General features: G+C 34.9%; 16 protein-coding genes and 1 pseudogene. 4 read left to right on the forward strand and 13 right to left on the reverse strand.

What is annotated here, in order from left to right:
- Positions 1-99: 99 nt before the first annotated feature.
- The 8 genes from NSQ08_RS15535 to NSQ08_RS15575 form a co-directional block, all read right to left on the reverse strand.
- Complete coding sequence (locus tag NSQ08_RS15535) at positions 100-1,419, reverse strand: aromatic amino acid transport family protein (RefSeq protein WP_002033384.1); 1,320 nt, start codon at positions 1,417-1,419, stop codon at positions 100-102.
- A 1,148-nt stretch (positions 1,420-2,567) separates the two neighbouring features.
- Positions 2,568-3,317 carry an ABC transporter permease gene (locus tag NSQ08_RS15545; RefSeq protein ID WP_002033386.1) on the reverse strand — a complete coding sequence of 250 codons (750 nt, stop codon included), beginning with the start codon at positions 3,315-3,317 and terminating at the stop codon, positions 2,568-2,570.
- On the reverse strand, positions 3,318-4,079 hold the full coding sequence (locus tag NSQ08_RS15550) for an ABC transporter ATP-binding protein (RefSeq protein ID WP_002033389.1): 762 nt from the start codon (positions 4,077-4,079) through the stop codon (positions 3,318-3,320).
- Positions 4,080-4,247: 168 nt separating this feature from the next.
- Positions 4,248-4,589, reverse strand: coding sequence for a DUF1048 domain-containing protein (locus NSQ08_RS15555; protein ID WP_002014108.1), 342 nt, complete (start codon positions 4,587-4,589; stop codon positions 4,248-4,250).
- Between the two features lie 75 nt (positions 4,590-4,664).
- The gene (locus NSQ08_RS15560; RefSeq protein WP_002128372.1) at positions 4,665-4,985 is read right to left on the reverse strand and encodes a PadR family transcriptional regulator; all 321 of its coding nucleotides are present in this window, start codon (positions 4,983-4,985) and stop codon (positions 4,665-4,667) included.
- Between the two features lie 582 nt (positions 4,986-5,567).
- Positions 5,568-6,854: a hydroxylamine reductase gene (hcp, locus tag NSQ08_RS15565; protein ID WP_002137545.1), complete on the reverse strand. Its 1,287-nt coding sequence runs from the start codon at positions 6,852-6,854 to the stop codon at positions 5,568-5,570.
- Positions 6,855-7,545: 691 nt separating this feature from the next.
- On the reverse strand, positions 7,546-8,319 hold the full coding sequence (gene bla2 / locus NSQ08_RS15570) for a BcII family subclass B1 metallo-beta-lactamase (RefSeq protein ID WP_002142577.1): 774 nt from the start codon (positions 8,317-8,319) through the stop codon (positions 7,546-7,548).
- Positions 8,320-8,462: 143 nt separating this feature from the next.
- Positions 8,463-8,744, reverse strand: a complete 282-nt coding sequence (locus NSQ08_RS15575; RefSeq protein WP_002142578.1) for a MazG nucleotide pyrophosphohydrolase domain-containing protein — start codon at positions 8,742-8,744, stop codon at positions 8,463-8,465.
- A gap of 124 nt (positions 8,745-8,868) precedes the next feature.
- Between NSQ08_RS15575 and NSQ08_RS15580 the strand changes: the two genes are divergently transcribed.
- Positions 8,869-9,048: a hypothetical protein gene (locus NSQ08_RS15580; RefSeq protein WP_002142579.1), complete on the forward strand. Its 180-nt coding sequence runs from the start codon at positions 8,869-8,871 to the stop codon at positions 9,046-9,048.
- Positions 9,032-10,069, forward strand: a complete 1,038-nt coding sequence (locus NSQ08_RS15585; protein WP_012261333.1) for a serine hydrolase domain-containing protein — start codon at positions 9,032-9,034, stop codon at positions 10,067-10,069. The genes NSQ08_RS15580 and NSQ08_RS15585 overlap by 17 nt, the downstream gene beginning before the upstream one ends.
- A gap of 48 nt (positions 10,070-10,117) precedes the next feature.
- On the opposite strand, the gene NSQ08_RS15590 is transcribed toward NSQ08_RS15585, so the two are convergent.
- The 5 genes and pseudogenes from NSQ08_RS15590 to yeiL form a co-directional block, all read right to left on the reverse strand.
- A complete protein-coding gene (locus tag NSQ08_RS15590; protein ID WP_002087603.1) occupies positions 10,118-10,366 on the reverse strand; it encodes a hypothetical protein in 249 nt (82 codons plus the stop codon).
- 296 nt (positions 10,367-10,662) lie between these two features.
- Positions 10,663-11,697, reverse strand: coding sequence for a flavin-containing monooxygenase (locus tag NSQ08_RS15595; RefSeq protein WP_078176687.1), 1,035 nt, complete (start codon positions 11,695-11,697; stop codon positions 10,663-10,665).
- Positions 11,698-11,828: 131 nt separating this feature from the next.
- Positions 11,829-12,006: pseudogene (locus NSQ08_RS15600) on the reverse strand (metallophosphoesterase family protein); the annotation flags it as partial.
- Between the two features lie 42 nt (positions 12,007-12,048).
- A complete protein-coding gene (locus NSQ08_RS15605; protein WP_002087610.1) occupies positions 12,049-12,402 on the reverse strand; it encodes a glyoxalase superfamily protein in 354 nt (117 codons plus the stop codon).
- A gap of 13 nt (positions 12,403-12,415) precedes the next feature.
- Positions 12,416-13,108 carry a transcriptional regulator YeiL gene (gene yeiL / locus NSQ08_RS15610; RefSeq protein ID WP_012261335.1) on the reverse strand — a complete coding sequence of 231 codons (693 nt, stop codon included), beginning with the start codon at positions 13,106-13,108 and terminating at the stop codon, positions 12,416-12,418.
- 134 nt (positions 13,109-13,242) lie between these two features.
- Between yeiL and NSQ08_RS15615 the strand changes: the two genes are divergently transcribed.
- Together NSQ08_RS15615 and NSQ08_RS15620 are read left to right on the forward strand one after the other, a co-directional pair.
- A complete protein-coding gene (locus NSQ08_RS15615; RefSeq protein WP_002033402.1) occupies positions 13,243-13,665 on the forward strand; it encodes a DMT family transporter in 423 nt (140 codons plus the stop codon).
- 13 nt (positions 13,666-13,678) lie between these two features.
- Positions 13,679-14,143 carry a DMT family transporter gene (locus tag NSQ08_RS15620; RefSeq protein WP_012261337.1) on the forward strand — a complete coding sequence of 155 codons (465 nt, stop codon included), beginning with the start codon at positions 13,679-13,681 and terminating at the stop codon, positions 14,141-14,143.
- Positions 14,144-14,145 lie beyond the last annotated feature (2 nt).

The raw sequence follows: 14,145 nt of genomic DNA on the forward strand, positions 1-14,145 counted from the left end.
TACTTGTTCTAAATTCGAATTTGGATTTATCTTCTCCATAATCTCTTTCATTCATTTTTCATATCCCGCTATTTTAGCACTTGAACTAACAATAGCGAATTAGAATAATGACTTAATACTTGCTAGGACAGTAAGTATACCTACAATAATGACAAACACATTGCTCATTTTCCCTCTGTATTTAGCCAGTACTGGTACTTTACGAATCGCATACATTGGTAATAGACATAAGATCGCAGCAACTAATGGACCGCTAAGAGCATCAATGATTCCAAGAATACTTGGATTTGCATAAGCAACATACCAGCATGTTAATACGACAAAAGTAAGAATCATTGTCTGAACTGTTTTTTCTCCTATATCTTTCCCGCGTTTTTTACCGGACTTCATAATCATGTCACGCATTACCTCATACGCTCCTACATAATGGCCAAGGAAAGACTTTGTAATAGCCACAAAAGCAATGATAGGAGCTGCAATAGTGATTACAGGCGAATTAAGCTCATTAGCAAGATATGATAGGATTGACAAGTTCTGTTCTTTTGCCATCTTAAGATCATCTGGAGTCAAACTTAAAGTACTGCTCCAAACAAAGAACATAACAACAGCGAATGTCATGATATAGCAAACTTTTTGTATTTGAGCACACTTGGCATCAGTAGCTTCTATTCCATACGTAGCTCTCTGTTTCATAACGAATGACGAAATCATAGGAGAATGATTGAACGAGAATACGATGATTGGTAGTATCATCAATATCACTCCAAAATACCCTGTTCCTGTTGAAGCAGTAGACGCACTTGAGAAACTAAGCATTGACGTATTCCACTGTGGAATTAAAGATATTGAGATAAACAGTAAAGAAGCTATGAAAGGATATACTAGCATGCTCATTATCTTTACAGTGATATCTTGACCGAAATTTAGTATAGCGATAAGACCGAGTACTAATACAAGTGATAAAATGGCCCTTGGAGGCTCCGGCATGTGCAATTGATGCACGATAAAACTACTTGCAGTATTTGTAAGTGCAACCGAATACATCAGTACGATCGTATAAATTGAGACGAAATATACTATGTTAAAAATTATACTTGCCTTATTGCCAAAATACTCTCTTATTGTGCCTGTAATCCCCTCATCAGCAGAATTGGAAGCGTATATCATTTTAGCAAGTGCCCTATGTGAGTAATACATAACAGGAAATGCAAGTATCGTAATTAACAGTAATGATAATAAACCACCTGAACCGGCATTAATAGGTAAAAAGAGTACTCCTGCTCCAATTGCTGTTCCAAAAAGGCTCAATGCCCAGGTAGTATCTTGTTTATGCCACTTTTTAGGATCTGGATATTTCTCATTTTTCACTGCATTATTTTCAGCTTGAAATTCTATTTTTTTTGCAGTATTCCCATTCATATAATAAATCCCCCTTGTATCCTATTCTTACGTCTCTTTTTAGGCTTAAGAATATAGACCATTCTTAAAAAATGAACCGCTTACTAGATGCGCCATATTGTAAACGATTCCACCTAAAGCTGTCTCTCTTAATGTGCGAGGCATTTATCCTCCAACCCTATACTTACCATTGATGATATTGTTTACACCAGCTAATACGATGTCCGCTGCTGCTAAACTATTTTGAAGAAATTCCCCTTCTGGTCACACACCTTTCTGTAATTAATCGTTTCAGTCTGTCCAATTTTAAAATGTTTGATATTTTCTTCGTAGGTAATCGGTTACCTCTCGACGCCCTCATTATAACGTTTATATTTGCGAGTCTAATATTTTTTTATTTTTAGAAAGACAGAATAAACAGAATTATGAATAGATAATAAATTACAATTGGTATGTAGCAATTGTGTCTATTTTTTGAAGCTGTATTAGTTAATAGAAAAGTAAACATAATACAGAGTTCCTTTCGTTAACACATTGATTATATTAGGAACTCGTTATAAAGATACTTATATTTCCCTTTGCTTTCACATCTTATCTTTGACATGAAGCTGTTGTAATAAATAATACACATTGATGTAAAGGAATAAATTTAGAAAACATAAAATTATTCTCATGAATTTTTATTACATATAACGAATTAACATTCATTTTTCAGAAAAGAAGAACTTTTCCAAAGGAGCCTACGCACCTTATATAATGGTTATCATGTTAAGCCTGTTAAAAGAATTACACCATAAGTTTCCATTTACTATATGTAATATTTATTAAGTGTAGTTTTTTCTAAATATGCATAATTACATACTTAGAAAAAGAGAGTATACTTTCGAATTGTGTAATAAAGATATAGCCCACCTACGGAAACAGGTGGGCTTTTCATGTATAAAAATTGCATTTATTATATGGCAATTAGAATTGAGGGCAAAATATTATCTCTTCCCTTTTAACTCTCTCAGTCTGCTTTTTCTCAACGTCTGAGCCTACTTACGTACCAACTGCATAACCAGTAAGAATACTAACAATTATAGCAATAACTAAGATTAATGTGATTTAAATCCATTTTCCCATATATATATTATTCCAGAAGATTTAGTTGCCATTAACTGGTGGTGTTACCCTAACTGACGTTTAAATGCTTTGCCGGCGAAGAAGTAAGCGATAACCATAATGCCCACACACCAAGCAAGTGCAATCCAAATATCGTTGCCAACAGCCTCTTCATATAAGAGGGCACGAATCGCATTCACGATTGAAGTCACAGGCTGGTTTTCAGCGAACGCACGAACAATTTTTGGCATAGTTTCGGTAGGAACAAAGGCCGAACTAATAAAGGGCAGAAAAATTAGTGGGTACGAGTAGGCTGTCGCCCCTTCCATAGACTTCGCTGTCAACCCAGGAATGATAGCCAGCCATGTCAGCGCCAGCGTAAACATCCCGAGTATTCCAGCTACCGCGAGCCAATCCAGAATATTAGCACTGGAACGGAAGCCCATTAAGAGCGCAACAAGGATAACCACCACGATAGTAAGCACATTAGCAACAAGTGATGTTAATACGTGAGCCCATAATACCGACGAACGCTTGATAGGCATAGTAATGAAACGTGCCATCAGCCCGCTCTTTACATCCGTAAACAACCGTACGGAAGTGTAAGCGACACCGGATGCGATAGCCATCAGCAAGATTCCCGGCAATAAATAATTGACGTAGTTATCCGTTCCTGTCTTTATGGCGCCGCCAAATACGTAGACAAACAACAGCATCATCATAATCGGCGTAATCGCTACCGTAATAATTGTATCTGGACTGCGCATGATGTTGCGCATTAAGCGCCCTAATAATACCCCTGTTTTGCTCTTCATTTACATCTCCTCCTTTTTGCCAATGATCGCAAGGAAAATTTCTTCCAATGTCGGCTGCTTTTCGATATACTCCACTTTTGTTGGCGGGAACATCTCTTTAAGTTCTGTAAGAGTACCAGTCTTAATAATTTTTCCGCCATGCAAGATAGCGATACGGTCCGCCAGTTGTTCGGCTTCCTCGAGGTACTGGGTCGTGAGCAAGATGGTTGTGCCGCCGCCGGCAAGTTCCTTGACGGTATCCCACACTTCAATACGCGCTTCGGGGTCAAGCCCTGTCGTCGGTTCATCGAGAAAAATGACTGCTGGCGTCCCAATCAAGCTCATGGCGATATCAAGCCGGCGCTTCATCCCACCTGAGTACTGGTCTGCCCTCTGGTTGGCTGCATCAGTCAGGCTGAATCTTGCAAGCAAATTATCAGCGACTTGAGCAGGACTAGAAACTCCACGCAAATTGGCAATCATTATCAAGTTCTCTCTCCCCGTGAGCATACCGTCTAAAGCTGCAAACTGCCCTGTCAGACTGATACTTTGACGAACATGATCCGGTTGACGCTGAACGTCAAAACCACAAATACCTACTTCGCCGCCATCTTGCTTCATCAGCGTCGAGAGGATATTGACTATCGTCGTCTTGCCCGCTCCATTTGAGCCCAGCAGTGCGAAAATGGAGCCACGCTGCACTTCAAAATCTACCCCTTTTAACACTTCCTTATCTTTAAAGGATTTTTTTAATCCTTTTACAGAAATCGCTGTATTGGTCATGCTTTTTTCCTCCTTAAAAAATGTTTTGTAAAGATAGACTGCCTACACCCTCTATTTAGTATTACTGATAATCTGTATTACTTAGTACTGATTTAAAAATATAACTGAATAGCAATGGCGTCAATTCACATTTGTAACCAGCTAATCAGTCGGTATTACCTGTTGCATTTATTTTTTTCTCAATTGTTTCATGATACTTTCATTCAAATCTTCACGATACTTGGAAACATAAGTTTTAGCATTTGCCACTAGTTCGTCAGCAAAGGATGCCACGTCCTCCCCAGTGATTTCAAGCACTTGTCTGCCTTCCGCCGCACCGGCTTCAAACAAATCGATTAATTCATACTGTATGTGTAGCATATCCATCCCGTTACCAGCTGAGAAATTCCACATGTAGTTTTGAATTTTCTTAAACACAAACTGATAGTCCTCTGGCAGAGCTCCAACCCGTGCCATCATCATTTTGTACTCTTTTTTATCACCAATTAATTTTTTGAACATTTCCAACATATTATTTTTCCTCCTTTTTTATAAAGCAGAACAAGAAACTCCCAAAATATCGGCCGAATATTTAATCTTATGAGGCTAGTTTGACTTCAAGACGTTAATTTTTGATGATACAAAATCCCATTTTCTCCAAAATAATTCAAGCTCCTGACGGCCATCCTCATTTAGTGAATAAAACTTGCGAGGCGGCCCCATGTCTGACGGTTTCTTTTCAATATTCACAAGTTTTTTCTTCTCTAATCGCACAAGGATGGTATAGACCGTTCCTTCCACGACTTCAGTAAACCCAAGCTCATTCAGGTGGCGGGTAATCTCATAGCCATAAGTTTCACGGCGGCTAATGATTTCCAGAACACATCCTTCCAGCGAACCTTTCAGCATTTCAGTTAAATTTTCCATATTCTGATCCTCCTTTACCCCCTATTCTGTCTGACTTATATTCAGTATCACAGAGTACTAAGGCTAATTTTTACTGAATAGCTTTTGAGAAACCTCACTATTCAGTATTACTTATTACAACTACATTGTACGACTAAGTAGATGGAATGTCAACTCGATTTTTAAATTTTTTCTTAAATCCGCTTTTGCCTATTGGATACTGAATATATTTTTAAAAACTACGCTATTCAGTATTACTCATTACCACTACATTGTATGACTATGTAGATAGAATGTCAACTCGATTTTTAAATTTTTTCTTAAATCCGCTATTATCTATTGGATACTGCCTATTTTCTTCTTAAGAAATCTCACCACATACCTATCCAGCTAAGAAAAGGAAATACCCAAAACAAAAATTCCGCATTTTTATTTTGGGCGTTATAATATTCCGAAGTTAATGAATGTGGATAGCTCTCCTTATTAAAAAGACGGATCATTTTTTTGTTCTTCTACTAATGCACCTGTGCATCTAATACATGAGCTTGCGAATACATACAAACTCTTTATAAAGTCAACTCTACATATAGGACATCCTTTTTGTTACGATAACATCATATTCATATCTTCTGCTGCGGTTGTAATTAGTTTTAAACCGAATGTCTCTTGTAATACATCAAGCACACCAGGTGAAATAAATTCAGGTGCCTTTGGACCAATGCGAATATCTTGAATACCAAGACTAAATAGCCCAAGTAAAATGGCAACCGCTTTTTGTTCAAACCATGATAGAACAATACTCACTGGCAATTCATTCACTTCACATTGGAAAGCATCTGCTAAAGCGGCCGCTATTTTCACTGTAGAAATTGAATTATTACATTGTCCTAAGTCAATGTAACGTGGAATCTCCGTACCGGGCACAACACCATAACTCACATCATTAAAACGGAATTTCCCGCAAGAAGTTGTTAAAATAACCGTTTCTGGCGGAAGTGACGTTGCTAATTCACGATAATATTCTCCGCCTTTTCCCGGAGCATCACAACCTGCGATGACAAAGAAACGCTTAATCTTTCCTTCTTTTACTGCATTAATAATTTCCGGAGCTAATGATAATACTGTATTATGATGAAACCCTGTTACTAACTGCTCATCCGACTCCATATGTACTTCTGGAAGTTCAAGCGCTTTTTGAATCAATGGTGCAAAATCATCATTTTCAATTTTTTGTACACCCTCTAAACCTGCAATATCATATGAAAAGAATCGATCAGAGTATGATCCTTTAATTGGCATAACACAGTTCGTTGTAGCTAATATGGCACCTGTAAATTTTTCGAAAAGGCGTCGTTGATCATACCATGCCTTACCGATGTTTCCTTTTAAATGTTTATATTTTTTCAGTTGTGGATATCCGTGTGCTGGTAGCATTTCAGAATGCGTATAAATATTAATTTCTTTTCCTTCTGTTTGCTTTAATAACTCTTCTAATGCAAATAAATTATGACCAGTAACTACAATTGCCTTACCTTCTACATGGTTCTGCGTAATTTGAACAGGCTCCGGAACACCAAAGTGATTCGTATGTGCCTCATCTAATAACTCCATTACTCGTAAAGCCGATTTCCCTACTTTCATAGCCATATCAATATGTTCTTGTTCATTAAAGTTAGAATTTGTTAATGTCATATATAGCGCTTCTTGAGTTGTAGCATCTACAAATGCATCTGTATACCCTAGCTGCGCAGCATGCGTACGATAAGCCGCTATTCCTTTTAATCCAAACACAATCGTATCTTGTAAACTTGCAATTGTTTCATTCTTACCACAAACACCCATCACTTTACATCCGCCTGTTGGCGTTTGTTCACATTGATAACAAAACATATCATCCCACCCTCTCCCAATCATTCATTACAAATTAAGCATAATACCCATTAGGAAAAAAGGATGTGATATCAATCACAATAATATATATAAATTTGTGACAGTTCATATTGTTGACATAATATTTTTACTGACACTAAAAAACATACAGAAAAATGGACACCTTTGTTGATGCCTTCAAATAGCTAGATAATTGATTTAGAGAACTATTAGCAACTAATAAGCATACAACAACACTATTCTTTCTATCATTCAACAGAAAGAATAGCGTTTTTTCATTTTGAAGAACTATCAATTTTTTGATTAAAGATTTTATAGGAAACCTCTTTATTTACAATACATTTACACCATCTTAACATTTTTTACATTATTTATATGATATATTTATATAGAAACTACTTAAGAAATTTCATGTACATTGTTATCTTTATGATCTCTTATTTAATTGATAAGAGGTCATGTTATATTTTTATAACAGGGGTGAATTAGGATGACTGAAACATTAAAGACACTTATAATGCTTGATGTTACTTACGTTATTATAGCAATTATGACGGTACTAGTATTTGTATATTTAGAATTAAAATCTCAGTAACATATGCAGGCATAATTGATAGCTTCGCATTTAAATATAGTTAGAAGAAAGCGAGGAGAAAATTGTTTCTCCTCGCTTTTATATTCCCACAGTTTCTTATTTCAACAAATCCAATGTATGTAAAAGTAATCCTCTGTCCCCTACTTCTCCATGACCAGGCACTACTAAGTTCATATTTCCATATCGGTTCAACACATTCTCAATCGATATCGACCATTCATTTACATATGCATCAGCAACATTCCCTAAATCTTTAGCTTCCGCAGATTTCACTAAACAGCCTCCAGCTAAAATGTTGTATTGCGGTAACCATACGACAATATTATCTTCTGTATGCCCTTTCCCTGGATAGAACGTTTCTACTTTTATATTTCCAAACTTCATATTCGTAATTGTTTGTAAGTCTCCAAGTGGCTCTTCATATCCATTTTTCTTTGCTAGTTCCGCAGTTAGTACTGTACTATGCGCTTTAATGCCTCTTTCTTTCAACGTTTTAATTCCGCCAATTCGATCAGCATGCGCATGTGTAATAATAACATCCGTTACGCGCTTCTTAAATTTCTTTTCTACCATCTCTATTAATTCCTTCGTTAACTTATCATCCCAAGAAGAATCGACAAGCACTAACCCTTTAGAAGTAGTAAGAACTAGACCGTTCGAAGGAACTGCTACTCCATTAAAATAACCTAACTCAGTATGAACCCATACATTTTTGTTTAACTGAGAAATTGAAATAGTTCCTGTCTCATTCTTTATTACTTTTTGCTCTAGCTTTTGTTCCGCTTTCACAGAAGAAATTGTGCTAACAAATTGAATTGTTCCTAGTAAACTAACACATACCCCTACTTTTAATAATATATTCTTTTTCATTTTCTCCACCCTTTCTTTCAAACTAAATAGTTATTTCCTATATTAGACAATTCGTCTCAAATGTTTGTTCCATCTTTTTTTACATATTTTTCATACCATTAATAAAAAGCGCACAAAATTTTGTGCGCTTTTTAACCTTCCTTTTACCATTCACGTTTTTTATTAATCATCATTTTTTCTTCAAACGCCTTCTCTAAATCAATTTCTAACTTGTTTGCTAAATCACATATGTTCCAAATTACATCAAACATTTCTAAACCAATCTCTCTTTTCGAATCTTGTATTTTATCACGCTTTAATATACCTTCCGCTAATTCACCTAATTCCGCCATCACATACATCGTACGCTCTTCAATTGTTGTATCTTGAAATCCTTTTTCTTTACTGAAATTTAATACATATCTCTGGAATTCCACAATATTCATACTTAATCTCCCCTCATCACAAATACTCCATTTTTCTATTACACTTAAAATCAAAAATGTATTTTGTTAAATTATAACATTCATACTATAATTTATTTATAGCCCTTTAACGGAGGTGCTTTTAATGACTCTCTTCGCTTCCCCATCATTATTCATACTAGCAATCATTTCATTTGCATTAGCTTATTTCATCGGAGTAAAACAATACACTTGGCTCTTATCAGGATTCAATGAACGCCGTGTGCCTGATAAAGTTAATATTCTATCTTTAAAAGAAAGGAGTCACTATGAACTTAAAAAGTAACAATATATATGAGAAAATGAACCAATATTCTGTTGCAGGGTTAAGCTTTGCCGTTATACGTGACGGTAAACTTGATGAAGCTACTGCTTTCGGAACACTTGAATCTGGAACAACTAGAACTGTCACTACGAATTCCATATTCAATTCTTGTTCTATTAGCAAATTCATCACTTCAATGCTTGTACTAACGTTATCAGATCAAGGAATCGTACATTTAGATGAAGACGTAAATGATAGACTCACATCTTGGAACATCCCTACCAATCTATTTACTTCACAGAAAAAAGTCACGCTGCGAAACTTATTAAGTCACCAATCTGGAATCATTGATCCTCCCAATAGTTTTGAACATTATACACTTGCACAAGGAATACCTAAAATCCCTGAACTTCTTGCTGGTAAAACATTATATTGCCCAGTACCTATAGAAGTAACTTATGCACCAGAAAGCCAATTCCACTACTCTGACGCAAATTTTTGTATTATCGAACAACTACTTGAAGATATTACTGGAAAATCGTTCAACCTTTTACTTGAAGAATATATCTTTCAACCACTTCAACTGAAGAATAGTACGGTATTCCCTACTGAAGATATAAATAAATTAGATACATTTGCTTGTGGACATAATAAAGATGGCACCGTTACAAATGAGAAGTATCCATTTTATCCATTCGCAGCTGCTTCAGGCATTTGGACAACACCAACTGACTTATCAACTTTAATACTCGGACTCATTCATTCCTTACAGGGAAATAGCAAACTAAAACTTTCTCAAAAAACAGTACAAGATATGATTTCTCCTCAAGGATGCACCAAATGGACTGGATTAGGTGTTTTTCTAGAGTATTCTAATGAAGACTTACAAATTCATTCACTTGGATGGGGTGTTGGATTTCAATGTATGATGGTATGTAATCCATACCGAGGTAATGGCGCTGTTATTATGACGAACTCGGATTTAGGTGTTCATCAAAAGGATGGGATTATTGGTGTGATTTTAAAAATGTTATCCTTATAATTAACGAAGTAAAACAAAGAAAGAAGCTGATTCTCCCAGCTTCTTTCTTTATATAACATTTTTCACCACAATTTTAATATGTTCTGGTGCGATAATTTCAGTTATACTTTCTTGGAAATCTTCATGCAGCAGTTCTTCAATATGCTCTAGCTGCACTTCGACATGTGTGCATTCTAAATTATGTATGTTTAATAGTGCATAATGATCTTTCTTCTTAATTACTAAATATTGATTTTCTTCTGTTATGAGTACAGAACCTAATCGTATTCCTAGTAGACGTTGATCATCAAACTTCACAATTTTTTCCCCTTTCCAACTGCGAATGTAATTACTATACAAAAAACCTAATTTAAGGAAAATAATCTTATATAGACTATATCATAATTTACTAAAATATAAATATCATATTTTCTTTCAATAGAAATCCCCGTTTTTTTATATATTTCGATACAAAAAACTTTCTCAACAAAAAATTACAATTTTCAGTTTTTTATTTCATGAAAATCTATTATACTAAAGCTAATAAACGTTTGAAATGTTTGACCTCTCCTAATTCATGTACATATGGATGATCAGTAGCTGTTGCTACTGATCTATTTTTTGATTTCAGAAAGCAAATACACCGCATCCTTTCCTACACCACAAATAAGCGCAGAACCCCTTTGAGATTGCCACGGCAGTCCAATATAATACAATCCTCTTACTGGACTCATTCCCTTTGTATGATTAGGAAATCCATTCATACTCACTGCCTTTTCTATTTCAATCCATTTATAATCTTGAACAAAACCAGTTGACCATATAATACTTTGTGCACTATACGTGCCACCATTCTGAAACATAATATTATTTCCTGATGCACTTACCACTTTTCCCTGTAGTTTTATTGCTCCACTACGAATAAGTTCCTTACCTTCAAAACCAAAAATGGGATCCTTTCGCTTTTGAAACCACCTTCCTCTCTTTGTATGTATTTCGGCATACAATAAACCCATTTTTTCTAACCAATTAAAAATGCTTTTTCTAAAAAGATATAACGGTAAAAAGGTTAACGGATGACTTATAGACATTGTAACTTCATGAGTTTTTGCAAGTTCTACTGCTATTTGCATGCCTGAATTCCCACCACCTACTACAAGTACTTTTCCCTTTGGAATTTGTAATGGTGATTTATATTGGGATGAATGTATTTGAAAAATATGTGATGAAAGATGTTGTGAAAATGAGGGGATGAATGGTTGCTGAAAACCACCTGATGCGATAATAACTTTTTTCGATTGTAAAATTTCTGTAGGAGTGTGTAATTCAAATATTTCTTTCTCTTTTCTTATTTTTAAAACTTGATTCTGTAATTGTACCGGCAATTGAAAATACCTTGCATATTCTTCTAAATAAATTGCAATTTCATCTTTACATGGAAATCCACTCCCTTCTCCTTTTAATATCATACCTGGTAAACTACTATATTCCCTTGGTGTGAAGAGCTGCAAAGAATCATAGCGGTCTCTCCAAGAATCGCCAATTCGGTTTCCCGCCTCAAGTAATAAGAAACTATATCCTTCCTGCTTCAAGTAGTATCCCATTGTTAATCCAGCTTGACCAGCTCCAACGATAATTATATCTTTCACTCCAATTCCTCCTTCTCACAAACACATGAATACATGTTCACATGTTCATGCGTTTCCATAATCATAACATTTTATTTTTTTATAATTCAATATCTATCCAAAATAAAAAAGAGCAGTTCACTATAAAGTAAACTCCCCTTAATATGTATCATCTCGTTACTCATTAATATTTCAATTGTCCCCAAAGGATCTAACGGCCCATACACACTATCACCTAAATTTATTATCATTTCGAATATCTTTTAATACCGCCTTTAAAGCGTGACTATTCCCATGAACATCTGAAATCATCGCTATTTTTCTCTTCATTGTAACCCCTACTTTGATAAATTATTTATAACACCTCAATTTCTAAACCCGTTCCTCATAAAATGTTATTCTATTTAAAAATGGATCAATCACAGTTAATTCAATTGTATCCCAAGGTGTTCTCTCTATATCAGGTTTTGAATACGCATAATCTTTACTTGATAAAATAGCATAATAACTTTTTAAATCCTCTATTTTCACACGAATTGCACCGCCTGGTGAAGCATCCCCATGATGTTCAGATAGATGTATTACAGTATCATTTAACGAAATTTGCATATATAATGGCATATTCTCCTCATACCGATGTTCCCAATCCAGTTTAAATCCTAAAAAATTAAAGTAAAATAACTGAGCCTTTTCAATATCAAAAATTCTAAATATAGGTGTAATCATTTATAATCCCCTCCTATTTATAAACATCCGCCGCCAATTCCCGCAAAACATCTACATTCATCACTTCAAAACAACCATTGCTTTTCTTTATAATTTCTTTATCACAAAAAACATTTAATGTACGTAATAAATGCCGATAACTCGTCCCTAACAATTCAGCTATTTCCGTTAAATTCCCACTAAACACAATTCTATTTCCGTGCTGAACCGCCCGTTCCCCTGCTGCTAACATGTAACTCGCAAGTCGATTTTCAAGTGGATACAGTAAATTAATTGTACTATTTTTTGAAAGTCGATTTAATTTATGGGCTAAAGAACCGCAAATACATCTCAAAAATTTCGCATCATGAAATAATTGGTTTCTCACTTTCCCTAAAGGTAGCCCAACACAATATGAGTCTGCCATAACTTGTACGTTTGAATTGATTCTTTGAGAGTGAATTAACTCTACATCTCCTAGCAACTGCAAACTGTCATAAAAACATAATAATACAGATTTCCCGTTACTTAATGTGTTAAACGCTTTCGCTTTTCCTTCAACAAAGAAATATAAATAATCTATCTCTTCGTTTTCTCTGCAAATGAACTCATTCTTTTTAAAAAATATAAGTTCCATATATGGTTTCATATCACTACTAAAAAATGAATCAATATTATTTTGTTTCATATACTCTGCTAATTTATTAGAATTACATACTTTCTTCATAGTCCCCCACCTTTACAACTCATCCCAATTGTAAACAAAATTTTCTTCTTTCACTATGACATATGTCATAGTAATACACAATTTCAGCATGATACAGTCATTACAAATATGAAATATAAAAAGGGGATATTACATTGTATAACTTTCTTTCTGTCTTTATTGGTGTGCTTATTGCCATTATGCTCCCATTGAATGGGATATTATCTGAGTTAATTGGCAAGTATACAGCAAGCGTTGTCATTCATCTTGTCGGTTTAATAGCAGTTATTTTCGTTTTAATCCTTAACAAAAATAAAATCCATTTCGATAAAGGTATTCCACTTTTTTTATATAGCGCTGGAGCAATTGGAGTATTCACTGTTCTTTTTAATAACATAAGTTTCTCTGCTCTTGGTGCCTCTATTACGATTGCATTAAGCTTACTTGGTCAATCCATCGCTTCCATAGTTATTGATCATTTCGGTTTATTAGGAATGAAAGTTTCGAAGTTTGATAAGAAAAAATTAATTGGATTAGCATTCATCTCTTCTGGAATTATAGTCATGACAATTTACTAATGGAGGTAAGAAAATGTTATATATTTGTATCGCTATTTTAGCTGGTGTTTCTATCGTTGTTGCTAGAATTATTAACGCGAATTTAGCAAAGGAAATTGGAAATTGGGAAGGCACATTTTTCAATTATATTACTGGATTATTTTTCTCCATGTTATTTTTAATTTTCAGTTCAGATTCGTTGTATATTTCTAGTCATACGTTACAATCCATACCTATCGCTGTATACTTAGGCGGATTAGTAGGCGTTATCGTCATCTCATTATCAAACTATATTACTCCTAAAATATCAGCATTTTATTTAACGTTACTCATCTTTATCGGACAATTGTTTACGGGGACTATCATCGATTTCTTCCTGTCACACGAACTATCAACCGGAAAAATTATCGGTGGAATTCTCGTATTAACAGGGCTCACTTACAATTTACTCATTGATCGCCCTATAAAAACCGTGAAGCATAATCACGTTCAACTATAATA

The sequence above is a fragment of the Bacillus sp. FSL E2-8887 genome, assembly GCF_038007205.1.
GTDB classification, from domain to species: Bacteria; Bacillota; Bacilli; order Bacillales; family Bacillaceae_G; genus Bacillus_A; species Bacillus_A mycoides.

Bases quoted from the DNA above. Each gene is read 5' to 3' on its own strand.
- bla2 (WP_002142577.1), bottom strand. From the start codon at position 8,319: ATGAAAAAGAATATATTATTAAAAGTAGGGGTATGTGTTAGTTTACTA.
- NSQ08_RS15560 (WP_002128372.1), bottom strand. From the start codon at position 4,985: ATGGAAAATTTAACTGAAATGCTGAAAGGTTCGCTGGAAGGATGTGTT.
- hcp (WP_002137545.1), bottom strand. From the start codon at position 6,854: ATGTTTTGTTATCAATGTGAACAAACGCCAACAGGCGGATGTAAAGTG.
- NSQ08_RS15575 (WP_002142578.1), bottom strand. From the start codon at position 8,744: ATGAATATTGTGGAATTCCAGAGATATGTATTAAATTTCAGTAAAGAA.
- NSQ08_RS15535 (WP_002033384.1), bottom strand. From the start codon at position 1,419: ATGAATGGGAATACTGCAAAAAAAATAGAATTTCAAGCTGAAAATAAT.
- NSQ08_RS15620 (WP_012261337.1), top strand. From the start codon at position 13,679: ATGTTATATATTTGTATCGCTATTTTAGCTGGTGTTTCTATCGTTGTT.
- yeiL (WP_012261335.1), bottom strand. From the start codon at position 13,108: ATGAAGAAAGTATGTAATTCTAATAAATTAGCAGAGTATATGAAACAA.
- NSQ08_RS15545 (WP_002033386.1), bottom strand. From the start codon at position 3,317: ATGAAGAGCAAAACAGGGGTATTATTAGGGCGCTTAATGCGCAACATC.
- NSQ08_RS15585 (WP_012261333.1), top strand. From the start codon at position 9,032: ATGAACTTAAAAAGTAACAATATATATGAGAAAATGAACCAATATTCT.
- NSQ08_RS15555 (WP_002014108.1), bottom strand. From the start codon at position 4,589: ATGTTGGAAATGTTCAAAAAATTAATTGGTGATAAAAAAGAGTACAAA.
- NSQ08_RS15605 (WP_002087610.1), bottom strand. From the start codon at position 12,402: ATGATTACACCTATATTTAGAATTTTTGATATTGAAAAGGCTCAGTTA.
- NSQ08_RS15580 (WP_002142579.1), top strand. From the start codon at position 8,869: ATGACTCTCTTCGCTTCCCCATCATTATTCATACTAGCAATCATTTCA.
- NSQ08_RS15550 (WP_002033389.1), bottom strand. From the start codon at position 4,079: ATGACCAATACAGCGATTTCTGTAAAAGGATTAAAAAAATCCTTTAAA.